Below are 20,329 nucleotides of genomic sequence, written 5' to 3' on the forward strand. Positions count from 1 at the left end.
GCCGGGTGACACGCGGCCGAGGGGGGCGTGGCGCTCTCCGGTGCGGCAGGTCAGCGGGCAGCGTCGGGATCGACTACTTCGGCGTCGACGATGTCGGCGGCCGGTTCGCGGCGTGGGCGGCTGACGGCAGGAGGATCGTCGAGGACTTCGGCCTCGATCGCGTCGGGATGATCGCGGTCGGCCTCGTCGTGCTCGTGATCGCGGTCCGCGACGTCGTGATCGGGATCGTCGCGTTCTGGCCCGTGATCGGGATCGTAGTCGTCCTCGTCGTGGCCGTGATCGGGATCGCCGTCCTCGTAGTCGCCGTCGTGGTGGTCGTCGTAATGCTCGTCGTCGTAATCGTCGTCGTAGTAGTAGTCGTGCTCGTCGTCGTAATCGTCGTCGTCGTAATCGTCGTCGTAATGCTCGTCGTAGTGATCGTCGTCGTAGTGATCGTCGTCGCGGCCGTCCTCGTGGTCGGCACGGGAACCACCCCGGCGGTCGTAGTCGTCATCGTCGTAGTAGCCGTGGCCGACGCGCCCTGCGCGGCGGTCCAGGACCAGCCTGGCCGCGATCAGACCGATCCAGCCGGTGAACGCGAGGACGAGGAACGATGACGCGGCGAAGACCAGCAGGTCCAGGCCCACGTGGCCGAAGCCGCCCAGCTCGCCGCCGGCCAGGAGCGCCGCGACGAGCAGCACGAGTGTCGTCCCGGCGGCGCAGACGAGAACCGACCAGGGACGACGGATCTCGTCGTCACCGGTGCGCGCCAGATCGAGACCGGTGACGACCCCGACGGCTGCGGGCAGCGCCATCAGCAACGGCCACCACCCGGCCGCGGGACCGACCGGCAGCGCGGCCAGCACGGGCACCGCGGGCACCGGGCCGCCGACCACCTCGAACAGGCTGATCGAGGCCGCGCCGAACTGCACGGGCGCGCCCATCAGCACCCCGAGTGCACCGACCACGACATTGGGGAGATAGACCAGCGAGAGCGCTGTCAGGCCGAGCACGCCCCAGACATTGCCCGCGCTGCCATAGCCCTCCCCCAGCGCCGACCAGTGCGCGAGCAGCGACACCACGGTCACCGCCGCCGCGCAGGCGAGCAGCCGCAGTGCGGTGCGCCCCGAGCAGCGCAGACCGGTCACCGCCCAGTCCGGCAGCCGCAGCACGTCGACCACGTGCGGGATCTCCTGGCTCACCATGCCCGCCACCGCCGCGATCGTGTGCAGCGCGAGCACCCAGCCGAAGGCGCCGAGCGCGTTCGGCGAGCGCACCGGCAGGATTCCCGACGCGTCCTCGACCACGGCCAGACAGACCGCGGTGACCAGCAGCGGCCCGCCGAGCGCCGCGCCGATCAGCCAGCCGAGATCGGCGCGTGAACTGTCCGGCAGCATGGCGCGGGCGCATTCGCGCGCCGCCGCCCACAGCAGGACGGCAGTGGGCAGCAACGGCAGCAGTCCGAGCGTGGTCTGGCCGACGACCAGCGGAACCTGGTGCATCGCAAGCCAACTCGCGGCGATCGCGGCGGAGGTGCCCGCCATGCCGTCGCCGGAGGTGAGCAGCGTGAGCAGCACCAGCACGGCGATCACCAGCATCGCCTGGGCCGCCGGGCGGACCGCGACGAGCAGCAGTACCCGAGCCCGCTCCGGGGTCAGCGACAGGAACCCCGGCTCGTAGATCTCCTCGGGCCCGCTACGCACGGGCCGCTCCGGCTTCCCGGGAGGTTCCCCGGTCCAGCGGACGAGCGAGTTTCTGGGTGAGCTCATGGGAATTCAGCGTGGCAGCCTTCGCGACGGGATCGGGGCAGGCGCGCCGCGAGCACCCGCCCTGGAACGGGCCGGGTGCTCGCGGGGTACTTCTTCGACCGATCTGGTTCGGTACAGGTACTTCGAGACCGGGTGCTGCGACGACCTACTTGTTGTTGTTGTCGTCGGAGGGCCGGAACGCCGTGGTGGCGTCGGCGGCCGGGTCACCGGTGGTCTCACCGCCGAACGGCTGTCCCTGCTGCTGACCGGCTTGCGGGGCGGCGGGCTGCTGACCGTAACCGGCGCCGTACTGCTGGCCGGACTGGCCGCCGTAGTGCTGGGTCGCGCTCTCGTCGGGACGCGGCTGCGCACCGCTCGCGTAGGGCGAGGGCTGCTGCGGCGCACCGTATCCCGGCTGCTGCTGACCGTAACCCGGCTGCTGACCGTACCCCGGCTGGCTCTGCTGGCCGTACGGCGAGGCGGCCTGCTGGCCGGGCTGGCTCTGACCGTAGGGCGACTGCTGCGCCGGGTACTGCGCGCCGGAACCGTACCCGGGCTGCTGACCGTAACCCTGTCCCTGCTGACCGTAGGTCTGCTGGCCGGGCTGGCTCTGCTGGCCGTACTGCGACTGGCCCTGCTGGCCGTAGGAACCGTAACCGCCCTGCTGGCCGGGGAATCCACCCTGCTGACCGGCCGGCTGCGCGGGCTTGGGAGCGGGCGGCTTCAGGATGCCCGCGTCGAACAGCACCGCCGCGACCGCGATGGCGGTCTGCACCAGCGCCAGGAAGATCAGCACCCAGGCGCCGAACTTCGCGCCGTAGCCTTCGGGCAGCGCGATGACCTGGAACAGCAGCGCCAGGAAACCGGCGGCCGACGCCGCGGCGGCAGCGCCCTTCCAATCCTGCTTCGGCAGCAGCGACAGACCGGCCAGCAGACCGCCGAGCAGCAGCAGGGCGAGCAGCCCGGCCATGCCCATGCTGAACGCCGACTGCGAATCACCGGTGATGGTGGCGCCGTTGAAGGAGTTGGTGATCTCCGGCTGAGCGAACGGCAGGAACCCGAGCAGGAAGTTGAGCACACCGAGCGCAGCGACGCCGACCACCAGGAAGAACGGCAGCCCCTTGGCCGCGGCACCGGCGGCGCTCGCACCGGCGCCTGCACCGGTCGGCTGGCCGGGGCCGGGTGCGGAAGGTGCGGAGGGCGTCGCGGGTGTGTTGTACCCGGAGCCCCCGGTCGGGTAGGACATGTCGTCGTCTCCTCGGTCGAGTTCGTGTACTTCGGCTGGACTACTTCTGACGCTACTGCACGCGCCCGCACCGGTCATCCTCACCCGAACGGGTCGTCCTCGTGCGCCGAAGCGGAAGGACCGCCTTCCGGTTACCCGAAAAGCGGTCCTTCAACGTGCTTTATCCGATCGAGTCCGAGCGGATGGCTCCCAGGGAATCAGGCGGTGATCGACGCCTGCTCCAGGATCTCGCGCGCCAGGGCGGCGGTCTCCGAAGGAGTCTTGCCGACCTTGACGCCCGCGGCCTCGAGCGCGTCCTTCTTGGCCTGGGCGGTGCCCGAGGAGCCGGACACGATGGCGCCGGCGTGGCCCATGGTCTTGCCCTCCGGAGCGGTGAAGCCCGCGACGTAGCCGACGACCGGCTTGGTGACGTTGGCCTGGATGTAGGCCGCGGCCCGCTCCTCGGCGTCGCCGCCGATCTCGCCGATCATGACGATGAGCTTGGTCTCGGGATCCTTCTCGAACGCCTCGATGGCGTCGATGTGGGTGGTGCCGATGACCGGGTCGCCGCCGATGCCGATGGAGGTCGAGAAGCCGAAGTCGCGCAGCTCGTACATCATCTGGTAGGTCAGCGTGCCGGACTTCGACACCAGGCCGATCGGGCCCTTGCCGGTGATGTTGGCCGGGGTGATGCCGACCAGCGCCTCGCCCGGGGTGATGATGCCGGGGCAGTTGGGGCCGATGATCCGGGTCTTGTTGCCCTTTTCCACGTTGTAGGCCCACGCGTACGCGGTGTCCTGCACGGGGATGCCCTCGGTGATGACCACGAGCAGCGGGATCTCCGCGTCGATGGCCTCGATGATGGCGTCCTTGGCGAACTTCGGCGGCACGAACGCGATGGACACGTCGGCGCCGGTCTCCTTGATGGCCTCGGCGACGGTGCCGAACACCGGCAGCTCGACGGCGTTGCCGTCTTTGTCGGTGTGCGACACGGTGGTGCCGGCCTTGCGGGCGTTCACGCCACCGACGACCTGGGTGCCGGCCTTGAGCATGAGGGCGGTGTGCTTGGTGCCCTCACCGCCGGTGATGCCCTGGACGATGACCTTGGAGTCCTTGTTCAGGAAGATAGACATGAGATTCGGTCCTTACTCGTCCGCGTCAGCGGGCGGCTGCCAGTTCGGCGGCCTTGTCGGCGCCTTCGTCCATTGTCTGAGCCAGCGTCACCAGCGGGTGCGCGGCGTCGGCCAGAATCTGCCTGCCCTCTTCGACGCGGTTGCCGTCGAGACGCACGACCAGCGGCTTGTTCGCCTCCTCGCCCAGGATCTCGAGCGCCTTGACGATGCCGTTGGCGACCGCGTCACACGCGGTGATGCCACCGAAGACGTTCACGAACACGCTCTTGACCTGCGCGTCGTTGAGGATGACGTCCAAACCGGCGGCCATGATCTCGGCCGAGGCGCCACCGCCGATGTCGAGGAAGTTGGCCGGCTTCACGCCGCCGTGGTTCTCACCGGCGTAGGCGACCACGTCGAGGGTCGACATGACCAGACCCGCGCCGTTGCCGATGATGCCGACCTCGCCGTCGAGCTTGACGTAGTTGAGGTCGTTCTGCTTGGCCTTGAGCTCGAGCGGATCGGTGGCGTCGATGTCCGCGAACTCGTCGTGCTCCGGATGCCGGAAGGAGGCGTTCTCGTCCAGGGTCACCTTGCCGTCGAGGGCGAGGATCTCGTCCTGCGGGGTGCGCACCAGCGGGTTGACCTCGACCAGGGTGGCGTCTTCGGCGACGAAGACCTCCCACAGCTTCTGGATGGTCACCGCGGCGGAGTCGAGCACCTCGGCGGGCAGGTGGCCCTGCTCGGCGATGGAGCGCGCGAACGCCAGATCGACACCCTTGACGGCGTCGACGGCGACCTTGGCCAGACGGTCCGGCTTGGTGGCGGCGACCTCTTCGATCTCCATGCCGCCTTCCACCGAGCACATGGCCAGGTAGGTGCGGTTGGCGCGATCGAGCAGGAAGGAGATGTAGTACTCCTCGGCGATGTCCTTCGCCTCGGCCACCAGGATCTTCTTCGTGATGTGGCCCTTGATGTCCAGGCCGATGATGTTCTGCGCGTGGGTGAACGCGTCCTCCGGGGTGGCGGCGTACTTCACGCCACCGGCCTTGCCGCGGCCACCGACCTTGACCTGGGACTTGATCATCACCGGCTTGCCGATTTCCTCCGCGATGGCGCGGGCGTCCTCGGCCGTGTCCGTGACGCGGCCCTCGGACGAAGGCACTCCGTGCTTAACGAAGAGCTCCTTCGCCTGATATTCGAAGAGATCCATGTACTCACCATCTCGTCTGCGTTGCTATGACAACGTCTTTGTTGGCGGCCCGACGTCGGAAGCGGGTCGGGTCGGACTCTAACCAGTCACATGGAGGGCCAATCGGCCACGTTCATCGTAAGTGGCGCAGGTCACGCACCATAAGGCGGGGCACGCAAAACCGCTGGCCAAGGCTACTGGCGAGTAGCTTATTGGCGTGCGGCCAGGTAGAGCGGCCCACGCCGGAGACCCGCACCGGACCGCCGCGCGGGGGCGGCGGGCATTCTCACTCGCATGCCCGAAACGCGGTGAGATATTCCGCGCCGTTACCGTGATGAATCTCACATGCCGGGAGAGAAACGGCGCAGCGCTTGCGAGCGACGCAATCGCTTCGTTACCGTCATGCAGTCGATGTCACAACTATGTCACGACTCCCCTGTTCCAGAGGATGAGGAGGACGGCAAGCCTTGATGCAGCACAGCGCTCCGCAATCGGTGAGCCGTTCGATCGAGACACCCCCGACATCGTTCACCTGCCGTTTCATCGGCACAGTGACCAACTCCCGCTTCACGATGTGGTGCTGCCGATGAGTAATCGCTCGACTCTGACCGAACTCGCTGCCGGCGCTTTCTCTTCCGGCCCCCGCTCGCGCTCCGGTCACCGCTACCGCGACGACGATCAGCCCTTCATGCCGGCTGCCGCGCCGTTGCCCCCCTCGACGAATCACCATGCCGCCCCGGCCGCCGCTGGTTTCGGCGCGCACGCCGCGGGGAACGCCGCCTGGGACGAGACCGCGGCGTGGAGCCAGGCGGGCGGCGCGTGGAACGAGGGCTCGGCCTGGAACGAGAGCGCGCAGGACCACGTTTCCGCGGCTCCCGACGCCTCCGCGTGGAATCAGGACTCGGGCACGGCGTGGAACAACGATGCCGCGTGGAACGACGGCTCGGCGTGGAATCAGGACGAGGACCCGGCATGGCACCAGCAGGGCTCCTGGAACGACGGCGGCGCCTGGGGCGCCACCGAAGCCGCTGAGCCGGAAGGCGCCCCGGGCTGGAACCAGGACGACCCGAGTCAGTGGCAAGGCACCTGCGACAGCGACGCCTGGGCGCGCCAGTCCCAGTACGCCCCGGAAGCCGAAAACGGCTGGCACGACGACGAATCCGATGACGACCGGTCCGACGCGAGCCTGGTCGGCACGCCCGTCGCACCCACCTTCATCCCCGGTCGCGGCGCCGCCCGTCGCGGCGGCGCGCACCGCGTGCCCGCCCCGCCCGGATCGCTCAAGGGGCGTGCCGCGGTCGTCGCCGTCGCCGCGGGCGCCGTCGTCGCTGCGGGTCAGGCCGCGATGGCCTCGCCGGGTCAGCCCTCCCAGACCATCGACTACGAAGCGGCGGGCCAGATCCACGAGATCGCCGCGCAGTCGGTGAGCCTGGAGGACCCGACCACCTCCTCCGCCGCGCCGCAGGTGCTCAACGTCTCCGCACCCTCGAACCTCGGCCAGTTCGACGAGATCCTGGAGAAGGGCCGCAAGTACGCCGAGGATCTGGCCGCCGCCGAAGCCGCCAAGCTCCGGCCGCTGTTCGCCCAGTTCACCTACGGCAACTTCACTTCCGGCTACGGCGCCCGCTGGGGTGTGCAGCACCTCGGCGTCGACATCGCCGCCCCCATCGGCACCCCGATCTACGCTGTGGCCGACGGCACCGTACTCGAGGCGGGCCCTGCCTCCGGCTTCGGCATGTGGGTCCGGGTTCTGCACGACGACGGCACGGTCACCGTTTACGGCCACGTCGACACCGCGCTCGTCTCCGCCGGCCAGTACGTGATGGCAGGCGACCAGATCGCCACCGTCGGCAACCGCGGATTCTCCACCGGTCCGCACGTGCATTTCGAGGTCTGGCTCAACGGCACCGACAAGGTCGACCCGCTGCCCTGGCTGGCCAGCCGAGGCATCGCCCTCGGTCAGATCCGCAGCTGATCCTCGATCACCGACGTACCACCGACAACACCCCGGAGCCCGCGAGCCCCGGGGTGTTTCGCTGTCCGAACCGGCCGCGCGGCGCGGCGATCAGGCCATGCGACGTTCCGGCCACAGCGCCCGACGACCGGAGTCGTTCGTGTCGTTCAGGGCGCGGCGACGATCGCCAGACCGATCAACGCGACCACCTTGACCACCTCGAACGCGACGTAGTAGTAGTGCACGGTCGAGCGCCCCAAATCCTCCCCCGCCGCCAGCACCTGGTTCGACCGCCTGGTCAGCGGCGGCCGGATCACCACGAGCTGGATCGCCAGCGCCACCACTGCGACACCGAGCCAGACCCACACCGAGGTCGAGGGCCCCAGCACCACACAGGCGATCAGAAGCAGTGCGGCCCATACGGTTTCGGCGGTGTTCAAGGCCCGGAACACGATGCGCCCGATCCCCAGTCCGAGCGGCACCGTGATCCCCGGCGCCCGGAACTTCAACGGCGCCTCGAGGAACGAGATGGCCAGGACCATCCCCAGCCACAACATCGGAAGGAACCAGACCAGGTGTTGCGCGAAGCTGTCCACACTTCGACGCTACCCAGTGACCCTGCCGTGGAGAAGAGGCCCTGGGCCGGGCCGAAAGACCCTTTCGGCACCGGCCTGCCTTTCGCTATCGGCCGGGGCTCAGAGCTTGACCAGAGTCCTGCTGTGCTGCGGGATGAGCCGGACCCGGCCCACGTCACCGCCGAAATCGATGGTCACGGTCTGCATCGTTCCTACGTTGTCGACGGCGATCACCCGGCCGAGACCGTATTTGTCGTCGCTGACGCGGTCCCCCACGGCGAGAACCAGATTCGAGGCGGCGCGGCCCGCCTTGCCCGGCGCCGGCCTGGCCGGACCACGTCCGCGCGTCGCGGCGCGTGACTCGGACCAGCCGTCGCCGCGCGTCCAGTCCCGCTCCATGTCCTCCGCGCCGCCGCGACGGCGCAGACCGGGCGAATGCGCGGGCTCGAGCCTGCGCCAGTCCATCAGATGGCCGGGAATCTCCTGCAGGAAACGCGATTCCGGATTCGACACCGGCTGACCCCAGCCCGATCGGACCACCGCGCGGGACAGATAGAGGCGCTGCCTGGCGCGGGTGATGCCGACGTAGGCGAGCCTGCGCTCCTCGGCCAGTTCGGTCGGGTCGCCGAGCGCGCGCATGTGCGGGAACTGCCCGTCCTCCCAGCCGGTCACGAAGACCACCGGGAACTCCAACCCCTTGGCGGTGTGCAGGGTCATCATGGTGACCACGCCGGAGCCCTCGTCGGGGATCTGGTCGGCGTCGGCGACCAGCGATACCCGCTCCAGAAACGCCGCCAGCGAACCGGGCTCGGGCTCGCCCTCCCCCTGTTCGGGCAGCAGCCCCTCCTCGCGCGCCGCCACCGCGGCGTCGTAAGCGCCCGCGCTGAATTCCCGTGCCACGCTGACCAGTTCGTTCAGGTTGTCCAGCCGCGCGCCGTCCTGCGGGTCGTCGGAGGCTTCCAGTTCGGCGCGATAGCCGGTGCGGTCGAGAACCGCTTCCACGACCGCGCCCACATCCGGGAAGTCCGCGCCCGGCTGTTCGCCCGCCGCCCTGATCTCCTCGAGCAGTTCGAGGAAGCCGGCGATGGCGCGCTGAGCGCGGGTGTTCAACAGTGCCACCTTGCCCTCGGCGGCATCGCGCAGCGCCGCGACGAAACCGAGGCCCCGCTGTTCGGCGTGTACGGCCACGCACGCCTCCGCGCGGTCGCCGATGCCGCGGCGCGGGGTATTGAGGATGCGGCGCATACTCACCGCGTCCTCGGGGTTCTCCAGCACGCGCAGATAGGCCACGATGTCGCGGACCTCCTTGCGCTCGTAGAACCGCACGCCGCCGACCAGCTTGTACGGCAACCCCAGTCGGATGAAGGTCTCCTCCAACGCCCGGGAGTTGTTGTTGGTGCGGTAGAACACCGCGACATCGTTGTAGTTCGCTTCGCCCGCGTCGACCAGGCGATCGATCTCGCGGGCGACGAACGCGGCCTCGTCGTGCTCGTTGTCGGCAACGTATCCGACGATCGGTTCGCCCTCGCCCGAGTCGGTCCACAGTCGCTTCTCGCGCCTGCCCTGGTTGCGGGTGATGACCGCGTTGGCGGCGGACAGGATGTTCTGCGTGGACCGGTAGTTCTGTTCCAGCAGGATCGTCTCGGCGTCCGGGAAGTCGCGCTCGAACTCCTCGATATTGCGGATGGTGGCGCCGCGGAAGGCGTAGATCGACTGGTCGGCGTCGCCCACCACGCACAGTTCGCTCGGCGGCACGGCGTGCTCGTCGGCCGTGCCGTCCCCGGTCTTCGGCGCGAGCCCGACCAGCTCCCTGATCAGCACGTACTGCGCGTGGTTGGTGTCCTGGTACTCGTCGACGAGCACGTGCCGGAAGCGGCGGCGGTAGTACTCGGCGACCTGCGGATGGCGCTGCAACAGCGCGACGGTCTCGCCGATGAGGTCGTCGAAATCCATCGCGTTGGCCGAACGCAGCCTGGCCTGGTACTCGGCGTAGACGCGGGCGACCAGCACGGGCAGCTCGGAATCGGCGGACCCGGCGGCCTCGGCGGCGGCCCGGTCCGGATCGATCAGCTCGTTCTTGAGGTTGGAGATGGCGGTGGCGAGCAGGCGCGCGGAGTACTTCTTGGCGTCGATCTCGAGGTCGCGGCTGATCATGGTCAGCAGGCGGCGCGAATCGTCGGCGTCGTAGATGGAGAAGTTGGAGTTCAGACCGGGCAGCAGCGCCGCCTGGCTGCGCAGGATGCGCACGCAGCTGGAGTGGAAGGTCGAGACCCACATGGTGGCCGCGCGCGGGCCGACCAGCCCGGCGACACGCTCGCGCATCTCGGCGGCGGCCTTGTTGGTGAAGGTGATCGCCAGGATCTGGCCGGGAGTGACATCGCGGGCGGCCAGCAGGTAGGCGATGCGCCGGGTGAGCACGGCGGTCTTCCCCGATCCGGCGCCCGCCACGATCAACAGCGGCGCTCCCGCGTGCACGACCGCCGCCCGCTGCTGGGGATTGAGTCCGTCGAGCAGGCGTTCCACCTGCTCGACGCGCTGCTGTTCCCGTTCGGCGCGACGCCGGGCCTGCTCCTCGTCGGGCTGCGACGCGCGCTCGCCGCCCGGCCGTTGCCCCCGCTCCTCGGCGTGCCTGCGGGCCAGCTCATCGGCCCGCTGTTGCGCTCGTTCGGCCAGCGATCGACCGGTAGAGTTCGGTTGGGGAGCACCCGAGGGGGGAGCTGTCGTCTGGGGAGCCGCCGTCATGTCCATTGCCCGTCCACGCTACCGGCGGACACCGACAGGCGCGACGCCCCGCCCCCTCGACGGCCGAAGCGCCGCGTAGTTGAAAAATGACATGTTTTGCATTGTTCGGAACCCGTGGCAGACTGGCCGACGCGCGTCGGCCGGCCACGATGCGTCCGTGTTGACGGTTCGTCGGCGACCGAGATCGCGAATCCGGTAGCTGAGCGCGTACTGCTGGGGGGAGTATGGAACCCACCAGGTCTGTTTCACGGTGAAAGAACGGGTTGGTAACGCGCGAAGCGCGCGCGCCGATCCAGGTTCTGACACGAGGAGATGAATATGAGCACCCCTGCCACGACCACCGGGTCGGATGCAGCGCAGCCCGCCGGGTCGGACTCGGCGCTGCCGCAGTCGGAGGCGGAGATCGACAAGCTCCGTAAGGAGATCGACCAGCTCGACGCGGAGATCCTCGCCGCCATCAAGCGTCGCACCGAGATCTCCCGGCTGATCGGCCGTACCCGGATGGCTTCCGGCGGCCCGCGTCTGGTGCACAGCCGCGAGATGAAGGTGCTGGAGCGCTTCAGCGAACTGGGCCAGGAAGGCCACACCCTCGCCATGCTGTTGCTGCGTCTGGGGCGCGGCCGACTCGGCAGGTAGCCACCGGAGAACTCACTCACGAGGGTCGCGGTCCGCAGTGGACCGCGACCCTCGTTTCGTGCACGGGACGTCTCAGAGCGCGATGTACTTCGTGGACAGATATTCCTCGATGCCCTCGAAGCCGCCCTCCCGGCCGAAGCCGGATTCCTTCACACCGCCGAACGGCGCGGCCGGGTCGGAGATGACGCCCCGGTTCACGCCCACCATGCCCGTTTCCAGTCCCTCGGCGATCCGCAGCGCGCGGTCCAGGTCTCGGGTGAACACGTAGGCCACCAGGCCGTAGCGGGTGTCGTTGGCGGCCGCCAGGCCCTGTTCCTCGGTGTCGAAGGTGACGATGGGCGCCACCGGACCGAAGACCTCCTCGCTCAGGATGCGCGCCTTCTCCGGCACCCGGTCCAGGATCGTGGCCGGGTAGAACCACCCCACCCCACCCGGCGCGGAACCGCCGTGGCGGACCCGCGCGCCGAGCGCCACCGCGTCCTCGACCAGGTCGGTGACGGTGGCCAGCTGTTCGGCGTTGATCAGCGGCCCGAGCGTGGTCTCCGGATCGACGCCGGGGCCCATCCGCACCGAGTCCCGCACGGCCGCCACGAACTTCTCGGTGAACTCCTCGGCCACCGCGCTGTGCACGTGGAACCGGTTGGCCGCCGTGCACGCCTCGCCGCCGTTGCGCAGCTTGGCCAGCATCGCGCCCTGCACCGCGGCGTCGACGTCGGCGTCGTCGAACACCACGAACGGCGCGTTGCCGCCGAGTTCCATCGAGGTGCGCAGCAGTTTGCCCGCCGACTGCTCGACCAGCTTCTTGCCGACCTCGGTGGAGCCGGTGAAGGTGAGCTTGCGCAGTCGCGGATCGTCGAGCAGCGCGCCGGTGACCGCGCCGGAGCGCTTGGTGGTGATCACCGAGAGCACGCCGTCCGGCAGGCCCGCCTGCGAACACAGCTGGGCGAGCAGCAGCATGGTCAGCGGCGTCTCGGAAGCGGGCTTGACGATCATGGTGCAGCCCGCGGCCAAGGCGGGGCCGATCTTGCGGGTGCCCATCGCCAGCGGGAAGTTCCACGGCGTGATGGCCAGCGCGGGCCCCACCGGCTGCTTGTGCACGACGATGCGGCCGGCGCCCGAGGGCGCGTGCTGGTAGCGGCCGTGCACCCGCACCGCTTCCTCGCTGAACCAGCGGAAGAACTCCGCGCCGTACCGCACCTCGTTACGGCTCTCGGGCAGCGCCTTGCCCATCTCCAGGGTCATCAGCAGGGCGAATTCCTCGGCTCGCGCGGTGATCGCGTCGAACACCGCGCGCAGGATCTCACCGCGTTCGCGGGCCGGGGTGGCCGCCCACTCCTGCTGCACCGCCGAGGCGGCGTCGAGGGCGCGCAGGGCGTCGTCCGGGGTGGCATCGGCGACCTCGGTGAGCACCTGCCCGGTGGCGGGATTGTGCACCGGGAAGGTGCCGCCGCCGGTGGCGTCGACGGGTCCGCCGATCCACAGTCGCGTCGGGACGGATTCGAGTAGTTCGCGTTCGGACACCATGCCGCCAGCCTAGACAGCGCGGACTCGCCACGGCGGTGCCTTCGCGCGCGGAATCCGCGTTGTCCCGCACCGTTGTCCCCGGCAGCCCCCGTTGCCTGTGCGCGCCCGCGCGGCGGTGGGTAACCTCGGCGGCGTGAGCAGCGACATCACCGCATCGGCGGTCTGGCGGAAACTGCACGATCACCACGGCGTTCTCGCGCAACGGCACCTCAGGGAGCTGTTCGCCGAGGACCCCGGACGCGGCCGCGAGCTGACCGTGCGGGTCGGCGACCTGCACATCGACTACAGCAAGCACCGGATCACCCGCGAAACCCTGCAGTTGCTGGTGGAATTGGCGCACGAGGCGGGCGTGCCCGAACACCGCGACGCCATGCTGAACGGCGCGCACATCAACACCTCGGAGAACCGCGCCGTCGGCCATGTCGCGCTGCGCCTGCCCGAGGGCGAGTCACTGCGCATCGACGGCGCGGACGCGGGCGCGCAGGTGCACGAAGTACTGCGCCGCATGGGCGAATTCACCGATGCCCTGCGTTCGGGGCAGTGGCGCGGCGCGACCGGCGAGCGCATCCGCACCGTGGTGAACATCGGCATCGGCGGCTCCGACCTGGGGCCGGTCATGGTGCACCAGGCGCTGCGCCACTACGCCGACGCGGGCATCGCCGCGCGCTTCGTCTCCAATGTGGACCCCGCCGATCTCGTCGCCGAACTCGACGGTCTCGACCCGGCGACCACGCTGTTCATCGTGGCGTCCAAGACCTTTTCGACGCTCGAGACCCTCACCAACGCGACGGCCGCCCGCCGCTGGTTGGTGGCAGCGCTCGGCGAGGACGCGGTCGCCAAGCATTTCGTCGCGGTCTCCACCCATGCCGAGCGGGTCGCGGCCTTCGGCATCGACACCGAGCACATGTTCGGCTTCTGGGACTGGGTCGGCGGCCGCTATTCGGTGGATTCGGCCATCGGCCTGTCGGTGATGGCCACCATCGGCAAGGAGCACTTCGCGGAGTTCCTGGCGGGAATGCACGTCGTGGACACCCATTTCGCCACCGCACCGCTGGAGGCCAACGCCCCGGTCCTGCTCGGCCTGCTCGGCGTCTGGTACTCGAACTTCTTCGGCGCGGAATCGCGCGCGGTGCTGCCGTATTCGAACGACCTCGGCCGCTTCCCCGCCTACCTGCAACAGCTGACCATGGAATCCAACGGCAAGTCGGTACGCGCCGACGGCACCCCCGTCACCACCTCCACCGGCGAGATCTTCTGGGGCGAGCCGGGCACCAACGGCCAGCACGCCTTCTACCAGCTGCTCCACCAGGGCACCCGGCTGATCCCGGCCGACTTCATCGGATTCGCCCGCCCCACCGACGATCTGCCGACCGCCGACGGCACCGGCAGCATGCACGACATCCTGATGAGCAACCTGTTCGCCCAGACCAAGGTGCTCGCCTTCGGCAAGACCGCCGAGGAGATCGCCGCCGAGGGCGCCGACCCTAAGGTGGTTCCGCACAAGGTCATGCCGGGCAACCGGCCCAGCACCACCATCCTCGCCCCGCAACTGACGCCCTCGGTCGTCGGGCAGCTCATCGCCCTCTACGAGCACCAGGTGTTCGTGGAAGGAACCATCTGGGGCATCGACAGCTTCGACCAGTGGGGCGTGGAACTCGGCAAACAGCAGGCTCTTGCGCTGGCTCCCCTGCTCGGCGCCGCCGAGGACCCCGAACCGCAGGACGACTCCTCCACCGACGCGCTGATCCGCTGGTACCGCGATCACCGCTAGTTCGCGTCACGTGGGTTCGCCTCCGCTCGCGTCTTCGTGACGGGTTTCCCCACGGTGACGGATCTCCCCCCGGGCGCGCACGATGCTCGACGTCATGACCGCGAGCAGCGTGCCGATCACGATCAGATCGAACACGATCTGGATCATGACGGCGATGCGCGCGCCCTGCCCGACGGCGTGGACGTCGCCGTAGCCGACCGTGCCCAGCGTGACGATCGTGTAGTACAGCGCGTCGGTGCGGGTGCGCAGTCCGTCGAACTGGCTCGGATCGTGAATCTCGAGCCGGAAGTAGAACTGCGCGAAGAACACGATCACCACCATGAGCAGCAGCAGGATGCCGTCGACCTGCTGGCCCGCGCCCTCCGGCGCGGCGAGATAGCGCCGGATCTGACGAGTGACCAGCCACAGCAGCCCGACCACTCCGACCAGGAAGGCCACCGTGGCCGACACACCGCCCATCAGCGCCCCGTCCGGTCTGCGCTCCACCGGCACGCCGTAGAAGAGCAGCAGTGCGCACATCACCGCCGCGCCGTTGCGCAGCAGACGGATGCGACCTGATGGGGGTCGGGACTCGGCCATAGGGTTCATGGTCCGCCCGGATGGTCGGTGTCGGTGGTATACGCGCCGGGCGAGCAGGCGAACACGTGGATCGAAGCAGATCGACGAGGTGCCGTGGCGGGCGGCCTCACTCCACCGCGAGCCCCGGATCGAGCACCGAGTAGCGGTCGCCGTGGGCCCGCAGGACCAGGTCGGCGCGAGCGCGGGTGGCCGCGACGAGCTCGGCATTGCGCAGGTCACTGCCCTCGACCTTGTCCCGCGCGGCCTCGTGCGTCCGCCCGCCGTCGAGATGACGGCGCAGCAGGCGCGCGGTCAGCACCTCTCGCGCCGCATCCAGGTACCAGCACTCGTCCAACAGCGCGCTCACCTTGTGCCAGGCTCCGAGAGCGGGATCGTCGACGAGCAGATAATTGCCCTCGGTGACGATGATTCGCTCGCCGGTGAACACCACGCCCGCCGGAGTCGGTTCGTCGAGCCCCCGATCGAAGGTGGGCCAGGCGACGGGCTCACCGAGCGGCGTGCCGCGCAGCCTCGCCAAGTTCTCGACATAGCCCCCACTGTCGAAGGTGTCCGGCTCCCCCTTGGCCGCCCGCCTGCCCATCTCGTCGAGGCGGGCGTTGGACAGGTGATAGCCGTCCATCGGCGCGATCTCGGCGATCCGTCGGCCCGCGCGGGCATTCAGCGCCGCGCACAGGCCGGCCGACAGCGTGGACTTGCCCGCGCCGGGCGGACCGGCGATGCCCACCAGATAACGGCGATCCGTGGCGGACGCCCGCCCCGCCAGGGCGGCGGCCTGGGCCGCTATCGAGGTCTCCCGCACTGTGCCCGTCACCAGCTCACCGTAAGTGCTACGCGGCCGCACCGGCACCTGTCGGGGCGACGGCTGCACTCCGGCAACCGCGGCGCATTCGAAGGAGGCGGAGCAACTACGAGCAACTGCGAGCAATTACGCCCCGTTCGCACCCGTTCCGATACCCAGTGATCGGAACGCGAACTCCGCCGCGCTCTCCAAGTCGGCGACGGTCGCTCCGTCGCGAGCGCGGGCCGACATGCCCTGGATGACCACTCCGAGGAACTCGGCGGCCGCCTCCGGGTCGAAGTGCGGAGGCAGCTCTCCGGTTCGCACCCCCTCGGCAAGTCGTTCGGCGAGCAATGCCATGTTGCGATTGCGATGGTCGCGGAGTTGGCGCGCCACAGCGTCGTTGGAGTCGGCCACGCAAGCGCCCGCGATGACGAGCAGGCAACCGCCGGGGTGGTCGGGGTCGGCATAGTGACTGGCCGCCTCGCGCAGAAGACGGCGCGCCAGGCGGGTAGCGGAGGTCTCCTCGGCGAAGGCACGTTCCATCCATCCGCCGGGGCCGCGCAGGTAGTGCTCCACCACCGAGTCGAACAGCTGCCGCTTGTCGCCGAAAGCCGCGTAGAGGCTGGGCGTGGCGATGCCGATCGCCTTGGTCAACCCCGCCACGGAGGTGCCCTCGTAGCCGTATCGCCAGAACTGCTCCATGGCGATATCGAGCGCATGGTCCAGGTCGAACTTGCGTCCCTGTCCACGGACACCAGCCACTGCGTACTCCTTCCCTCGATCACCGGAGTGATCTACGCTACATTTTATTCTTGTAGCGATCGATAAACGAATAGCCTAAGGCCACGGCCCTACAGCTCAATGCGGAGCCCGACATCTCGGCCGTCGAAACGCCTCAGGGGGCGGTCAATCACACGCACGATCACCGCGGATGCCGCGGCGTGCGTGGACGATCGGAAGGACTTCGACATGCGCAGCGGCACTCGATTCAGACTCGGCCTCACGCACGTCACCGCACACGATTCCGAATGGACTGTCGAAGCAGTCAAGCAGGTCGCCTATCACGTGATCGTGGCCCGCGACCTGTTCGAGCCGGACAACACACAACTCCTCGACGGATGCCCGGACGCGCCCATCCGGCCCGGCGAACGCCGCCTCGTCGTGATCGACGCAGGCGTGGACCGATTGCACGGCGACAGAATCCGGCAATGGTTCGCCCGCAACGGCATTCGGGTCGACATTCTGTCGATGCGCGCCGACGAATCGGTCAAGGAATGGGCGTCGGTCGAAACCGTCGTCGACGCGATGAACGCCTTCGGCATCGACCGGCGGCGGGAGCCGGTCGTGGCCATCGGCGGCGGCGTGCTGCTCGACGTGGTCGGGCTCGCGGCCAGCCTCTACCGTCGCGGGACGCCTTACGTCCGGGTACCCACCACGCTGGTCGGGCTCGTCGATGCCGGGGTCGGGGTGAAGACGGGGGTCAACTACGGGAAGGGAAAGAACCGCCTCGGCACCTACGCGCCGGCCGTCGCCACCTTCCTGGACCGTCGTTTTCTCGCCACGGTCCCGGCCCGGCATCTGTCCAACGGCATGGCCGAAGTGCTCAAGATGGCACTGGTGCGCTCCAGCGAACTGTTCGACCTGCTCGACAGCTACGGCCCGGCGTTGATCGCGGACCGGTTCCAAGGCTCGACACCCGAACTGGACAACGCCGCCAGGCTGGTGATGGCCGAGGCGATCCACCTGATGCTGGAGGAACTGCAGCCCAACCTGTGGGAAACCTGTCTGGAGCGCTGCGTCGACTACGGGCACACCTTCTCCCCGACCCTGGAGATGGAGGCACTGCCCACCCTGCTGCACGGCGAGGCCGTGGGCATCGACATGGCGCTGACCACGGTGATCGGACATCTGCGCGGCGACATCACCCCTGCCGAACGGGACCGGATCCTGTCGGTGATGCGTCGGCTGGACCTGCCCATCTGGACCGAGGTGCTCGCCCGTCCGGGACTGCTGGACAGCGCACTCGAAGACACCATCCGGCATCGCGACGGCAGACAACGACTGCCACTGCCGGTGGGCATCGGCGGACATCGGTTCGTCGATGATGTCACCGCAGACGAGATCGCCAGGGCGCTACGCCATCTCGCCATGGCGGCAGGTGCCGACACCGGTGTCCCGATCGGAGCGGGAGTCGCGAAATGAGGTGGGAAGAGCTCTATCTCACCGGTATCGGCTCCTACCTTCCCGAGGCCAGGGAGACCGCCGCGCACGCCATCGCCGCGGGCCGCTTCGACGAGATCGAGCGCCAGAAGACCGGCCAGCGGGCGGCCGCCGTGAGCGCGCCGGAACTGGGCGAGACCGCTCCGGAGATGGCGGTCGCCGCGGGCGCACGCGCGATCACGGCCAGTGGGGTCACCCCCGCCGACATCGATCTGCTCGTACACGCGGTGGTGCTGCACAACGGCCTGGAGGCGTGGAACTGCGGTGCCTACATCCAGGATCGCCTCGCCATCGACAACTGCCTGCCCCTCGAGATCCGTACCGCCTGCGCCGGGGCGATCGTCGGCATCGAGATGATCGGGCGATGGTTCGGCGGCGCCGGACGCGGTCTGGTCACCGCATCGGACGTGTGGGCGCTGCCGCTGTTCGACCGCTGGTCCTCCGACAGCGGACTGGTCTACGGGGACGGGGCCGGGGCCGCCGTCGTCGGCCCCGACCGCGGTCCGTTCCGAGTGCTGTCGACCTCGGTGGTCAGCGATCCGGCCCTCGAGCGGATGCACCGCGGCAACGACGTCATGGACATGCCCGCGTATCGCAGTGCGCTGCCGCTGGATCTGCGCACCCGCGTCGCCGGATTCACCGAGCACCGCTCGATCGACGAGTTCTGGACCCGCAACGCCGCGGCGCTGTCGCGATGCGCGGAAACCGCTCTCGCCGACGCCGGAGTCCACCACGACGACGTGCGTACCTGGATCGTGCCCAACTTCGGTGATGTCCTGCTGCGCAAACAGTGCTTCGAGCCGCTGAAGATCCGGCCGCAGCAGACGCTCGTCGAACTCGGCCACGACATCGGGCACACCGGCGCGGCGGACCCGTTGCTCGGCCTCGACCTGCTCGCCGCCACGGACGATCTACGCCCCTCGGATCTGATCGTGCTCACCGGGATCGGCGTCGGATTCACCTGGGGCTGCGCTGTCGTCGAGGCCACCGACCTGGTCACCGCTCTCGCGACGGGCTGAACGCCCTCGGCCGACCGATATCCCTACTCACCGGAAGGGCAGGCATGTCCACCCCATCTCGCGGTCAGACCGCGCACGCCGCACCGACCGTTCCCGTCGATCGCGCCATCATCTGCATGCTGCTGGCGGTGTTCGGCGTCGGCACCGTCGAATATCTCGTCGCCGGGGTGCTCCCCGAGATCTCGGGCGACGTCGGCGTCAGCGAAGGCACAGCGGGACTGCTGGTGACCGTGTACGCGGTCACCGTGATGATCGGCGGTCCGCTGATGACCGTGGCGACGTCCTCGATACGCCGCACGCCCCTGATCGTGGGGTCGATGGCGTTGTTCATCGCGGGCAATGTCCTCACCGCGTTCGCCCCGAATTTCGCCGTGCTCGTCATCGCGCGCGTGATCACGGCGCTGCCTCACGCCACGTTCTTCGCTGTGTGCCTGGTGCTGGCCACTTCGCTCGTGGAACCGGAGTACCAGGGACGTGTCATCGCGCGGATCACGCTCGGACTGAATCTGGCCACTGTGCTCGGCGTTCCGCTCGGCACGTTGATCGGCCAGCAGATCGGCTGGCGTGCCTCGTTCCTGATCATCGCCGTCTTCCAAGCCGTGGTCACCGTCGCGCTGCTGGCCTCCACGCGCCACGCACCCGAGCACCGCGCGGGCAACATCACCTCCGAGATCACCGTGTTCTCCCGGGGACCGGTGCTGTGGGCGATCGGGCTGACCGCGTTGAGCCAGGCCGCGCTGTTCGTGGTTTTCACCTATATCGCCCCCTATCTGACCGAGGTCGCGGGTGTGGCCACCGAGCACATCACCGTGGTGCTGTTCCTGTTCGGGCTCGGTTCCGTCCTCGGCAACCAGCTCGGCGGATACTTCGCGGACCGTTCGCTCGACCGCACCCTGTACGTCGCACTGAGCGCCTTGACGGTGGCTTTGGCAGTGCTGTTCTTCGCAGGCGAGTTCCGCTGGTTCGCCATCGGGTGGATGTTCGTGCTCGGGGCGGCCGGCTTCTCGATCATTCCCCCGCTGGCGTCGAAGTTGATCGGCGCCGCCGCCGAAGCTCCCCACCTGGCCGCGACGGTGAACATCGCGGGATTCCAGCTGGCCAACGCGGCAGGCGCCTGGATCGGCTCGGTCACCCTCGGCGCAGGCGGCGGGCTGGGTGTTCTCCCGTTGGTCGGCACGGCGCTCGCGGCGGCGGCCGTGCTGCTGCTGGCGCTCGCCCGTCGCGCCGCCCAACCCGCCCCCGGTCCGACGTCGGCAGTCGAGGTCGGCTGAC

16 protein-coding genes are annotated in these 20,329 nt (G+C 69.0%); 6 read left to right on the plus strand and 10 right to left on the minus strand.

Going from position 1 to position 20,329, the window contains the following annotated elements; genetic code table 11:
• Positions 1–50: 50 nt before the first annotated feature.
• From NS3_RS28830 to sucC, 4 genes are all read right to left on the minus strand, one after another.
• The gene (locus tag NS3_RS28830) at positions 51–1,682 is read right to left on the minus strand and encodes a cell division protein PerM (RefSeq protein WP_157101136.1); all 1,632 of its coding nucleotides are present in this window, start codon (positions 1,680–1,682) and stop codon (positions 51–53) included.
• Positions 1,683–1,893: 211 nt separating this feature from the next.
• The gene (locus NS3_RS03020; protein WP_067853129.1) at positions 1,894–2,973 is read right to left on the minus strand and encodes a DUF5336 domain-containing protein; all 1,080 of its coding nucleotides are present in this window, start codon (positions 2,971–2,973) and stop codon (positions 1,894–1,896) included.
• A gap of 197 nt (positions 2,974–3,170) precedes the next feature.
• Positions 3,171–4,085 (minus strand): succinate--CoA ligase subunit alpha, encoded by a 915-nt coding sequence (gene sucD, locus NS3_RS03025; RefSeq protein ID WP_040798471.1) that lies wholly within the window; start codon positions 4,083–4,085, stop codon positions 3,171–3,173.
• Positions 4,086–4,110: 25 nt separating this feature from the next.
• A complete protein-coding gene (gene sucC / locus NS3_RS03030) occupies positions 4,111–5,277 on the minus strand; it encodes an ADP-forming succinate--CoA ligase subunit beta (RefSeq protein WP_067853132.1) in 1,167 nt (388 codons plus the stop codon).
• Between the two features lie 565 nt (positions 5,278–5,842).
• On the opposite strand from sucC, the gene NS3_RS30480 reads away from it, so the two are divergent.
• Positions 5,843–7,231, plus strand: coding sequence for a M23 family metallopeptidase (locus tag NS3_RS30480; protein WP_067853563.1), 1,389 nt, complete (start codon positions 5,843–5,845; stop codon positions 7,229–7,231).
• A 146-nt stretch (positions 7,232–7,377) separates the two neighbouring features.
• Here NS3_RS30480 and NS3_RS03040 read toward each other — a convergent pair whose 3' ends face one another.
• Together NS3_RS03040 and NS3_RS03045 are read right to left on the minus strand one after the other, a co-directional pair.
• Positions 7,378–7,806, minus strand: coding sequence for a hypothetical protein (locus NS3_RS03040; RefSeq protein WP_157101137.1), 429 nt, complete (start codon positions 7,804–7,806; stop codon positions 7,378–7,380).
• A 99-nt stretch (positions 7,807–7,905) separates the two neighbouring features.
• Entirely contained in the window at positions 7,906–10,533 is a 2,628-nt protein-coding gene (locus NS3_RS03045) for a UvrD-helicase domain-containing protein (RefSeq protein WP_067853135.1), read from the minus strand.
• Positions 10,534–10,845: 312 nt separating this feature from the next.
• Here NS3_RS03045 and NS3_RS03050 point away from each other — a divergent pair, with 312 nt between their 5' ends.
• Positions 10,846–11,163 carry a chorismate mutase gene (locus NS3_RS03050; RefSeq protein WP_067853569.1) on the plus strand — a complete coding sequence of 106 codons (318 nt, stop codon included), beginning with the start codon at positions 10,846–10,848 and terminating at the stop codon, positions 11,161–11,163.
• 72 nt (positions 11,164–11,235) lie between these two features.
• Here NS3_RS03050 and NS3_RS03055 read toward each other — a convergent pair whose 3' ends face one another.
• Positions 11,236–12,687 (minus strand): NAD-dependent succinate-semialdehyde dehydrogenase, encoded by a 1,452-nt coding sequence (locus tag NS3_RS03055; RefSeq protein WP_067853138.1) that lies wholly within the window; start codon positions 12,685–12,687, stop codon positions 11,236–11,238.
• A 133-nt stretch (positions 12,688–12,820) separates the two neighbouring features.
• Here NS3_RS03055 and pgi point away from each other — a divergent pair, with 133 nt between their 5' ends.
• Positions 12,821–14,458 carry a glucose-6-phosphate isomerase gene (pgi, locus tag NS3_RS03060; protein WP_067853572.1) on the plus strand — a complete coding sequence of 546 codons (1,638 nt, stop codon included), beginning with the start codon at positions 12,821–12,823 and terminating at the stop codon, positions 14,456–14,458.
• A gap of 6 nt (positions 14,459–14,464) precedes the next feature.
• Here the strand turns inward: pgi and NS3_RS03065 are convergent, their stop codons facing one another.
• The 3 genes from NS3_RS03065 to NS3_RS03075 all read right to left on the minus strand — a co-directional run bounded on the left by NS3_RS03065 (position 14,465) and on the right by NS3_RS03075 (position 16,580).
• Entirely contained in the window at positions 14,465–15,037 is a 573-nt protein-coding gene (locus NS3_RS03065) for a potassium channel family protein (RefSeq protein WP_067853141.1), read from the minus strand.
• Between the two features lie 106 nt (positions 15,038–15,143).
• Complete coding sequence (locus tag NS3_RS03070; protein ID WP_245649446.1) at positions 15,144–15,848, minus strand: nucleoside/nucleotide kinase family protein; 705 nt, start codon at positions 15,846–15,848, stop codon at positions 15,144–15,146.
• Positions 15,849–15,962: 114 nt separating this feature from the next.
• Positions 15,963–16,580 carry a TetR/AcrR family transcriptional regulator gene (locus NS3_RS03075; protein WP_067853143.1) on the minus strand — a complete coding sequence of 206 codons (618 nt, stop codon included), beginning with the start codon at positions 16,578–16,580 and terminating at the stop codon, positions 15,963–15,965.
• Positions 16,581–16,787: 207 nt separating this feature from the next.
• On the opposite strand from NS3_RS03075, the gene NS3_RS03080 reads away from it, so the two are divergent.
• From NS3_RS03080 to NS3_RS03090, 3 genes are read left to right on the plus strand one after another with little or no spacing between them, the layout of a single operon-like run.
• On the plus strand, positions 16,788–18,020 hold the full coding sequence (locus NS3_RS03080) for a sedoheptulose 7-phosphate cyclase (RefSeq protein WP_067853578.1): 1,233 nt from the start codon (positions 16,788–16,790) through the stop codon (positions 18,018–18,020).
• Positions 18,017–19,057, plus strand: a complete 1,041-nt coding sequence (locus NS3_RS03085) for a 3-oxoacyl-ACP synthase III family protein (RefSeq protein WP_067853145.1) — start codon at positions 18,017–18,019, stop codon at positions 19,055–19,057. The genes NS3_RS03080 and NS3_RS03085 overlap by 4 nt, the downstream gene beginning before the upstream one ends.
• Before the next feature lie 44 nt (positions 19,058–19,101).
• The gene (locus NS3_RS03090; protein ID WP_067853148.1) at positions 19,102–20,328 is read left to right on the plus strand and encodes an MFS transporter; all 1,227 of its coding nucleotides are present in this window, start codon (positions 19,102–19,104) and stop codon (positions 20,326–20,328) included.
• The last annotated feature ends 1 nt before the right edge of the window (position 20,329 follow it).

It is taken from the genome of Nocardia shimofusensis NBRC 100134, assembly GCF_001613125.1.
GTDB classification, from domain to species: Bacteria; Actinomycetota; Actinomycetes; order Mycobacteriales; family Mycobacteriaceae; genus Nocardia; species Nocardia shimofusensis.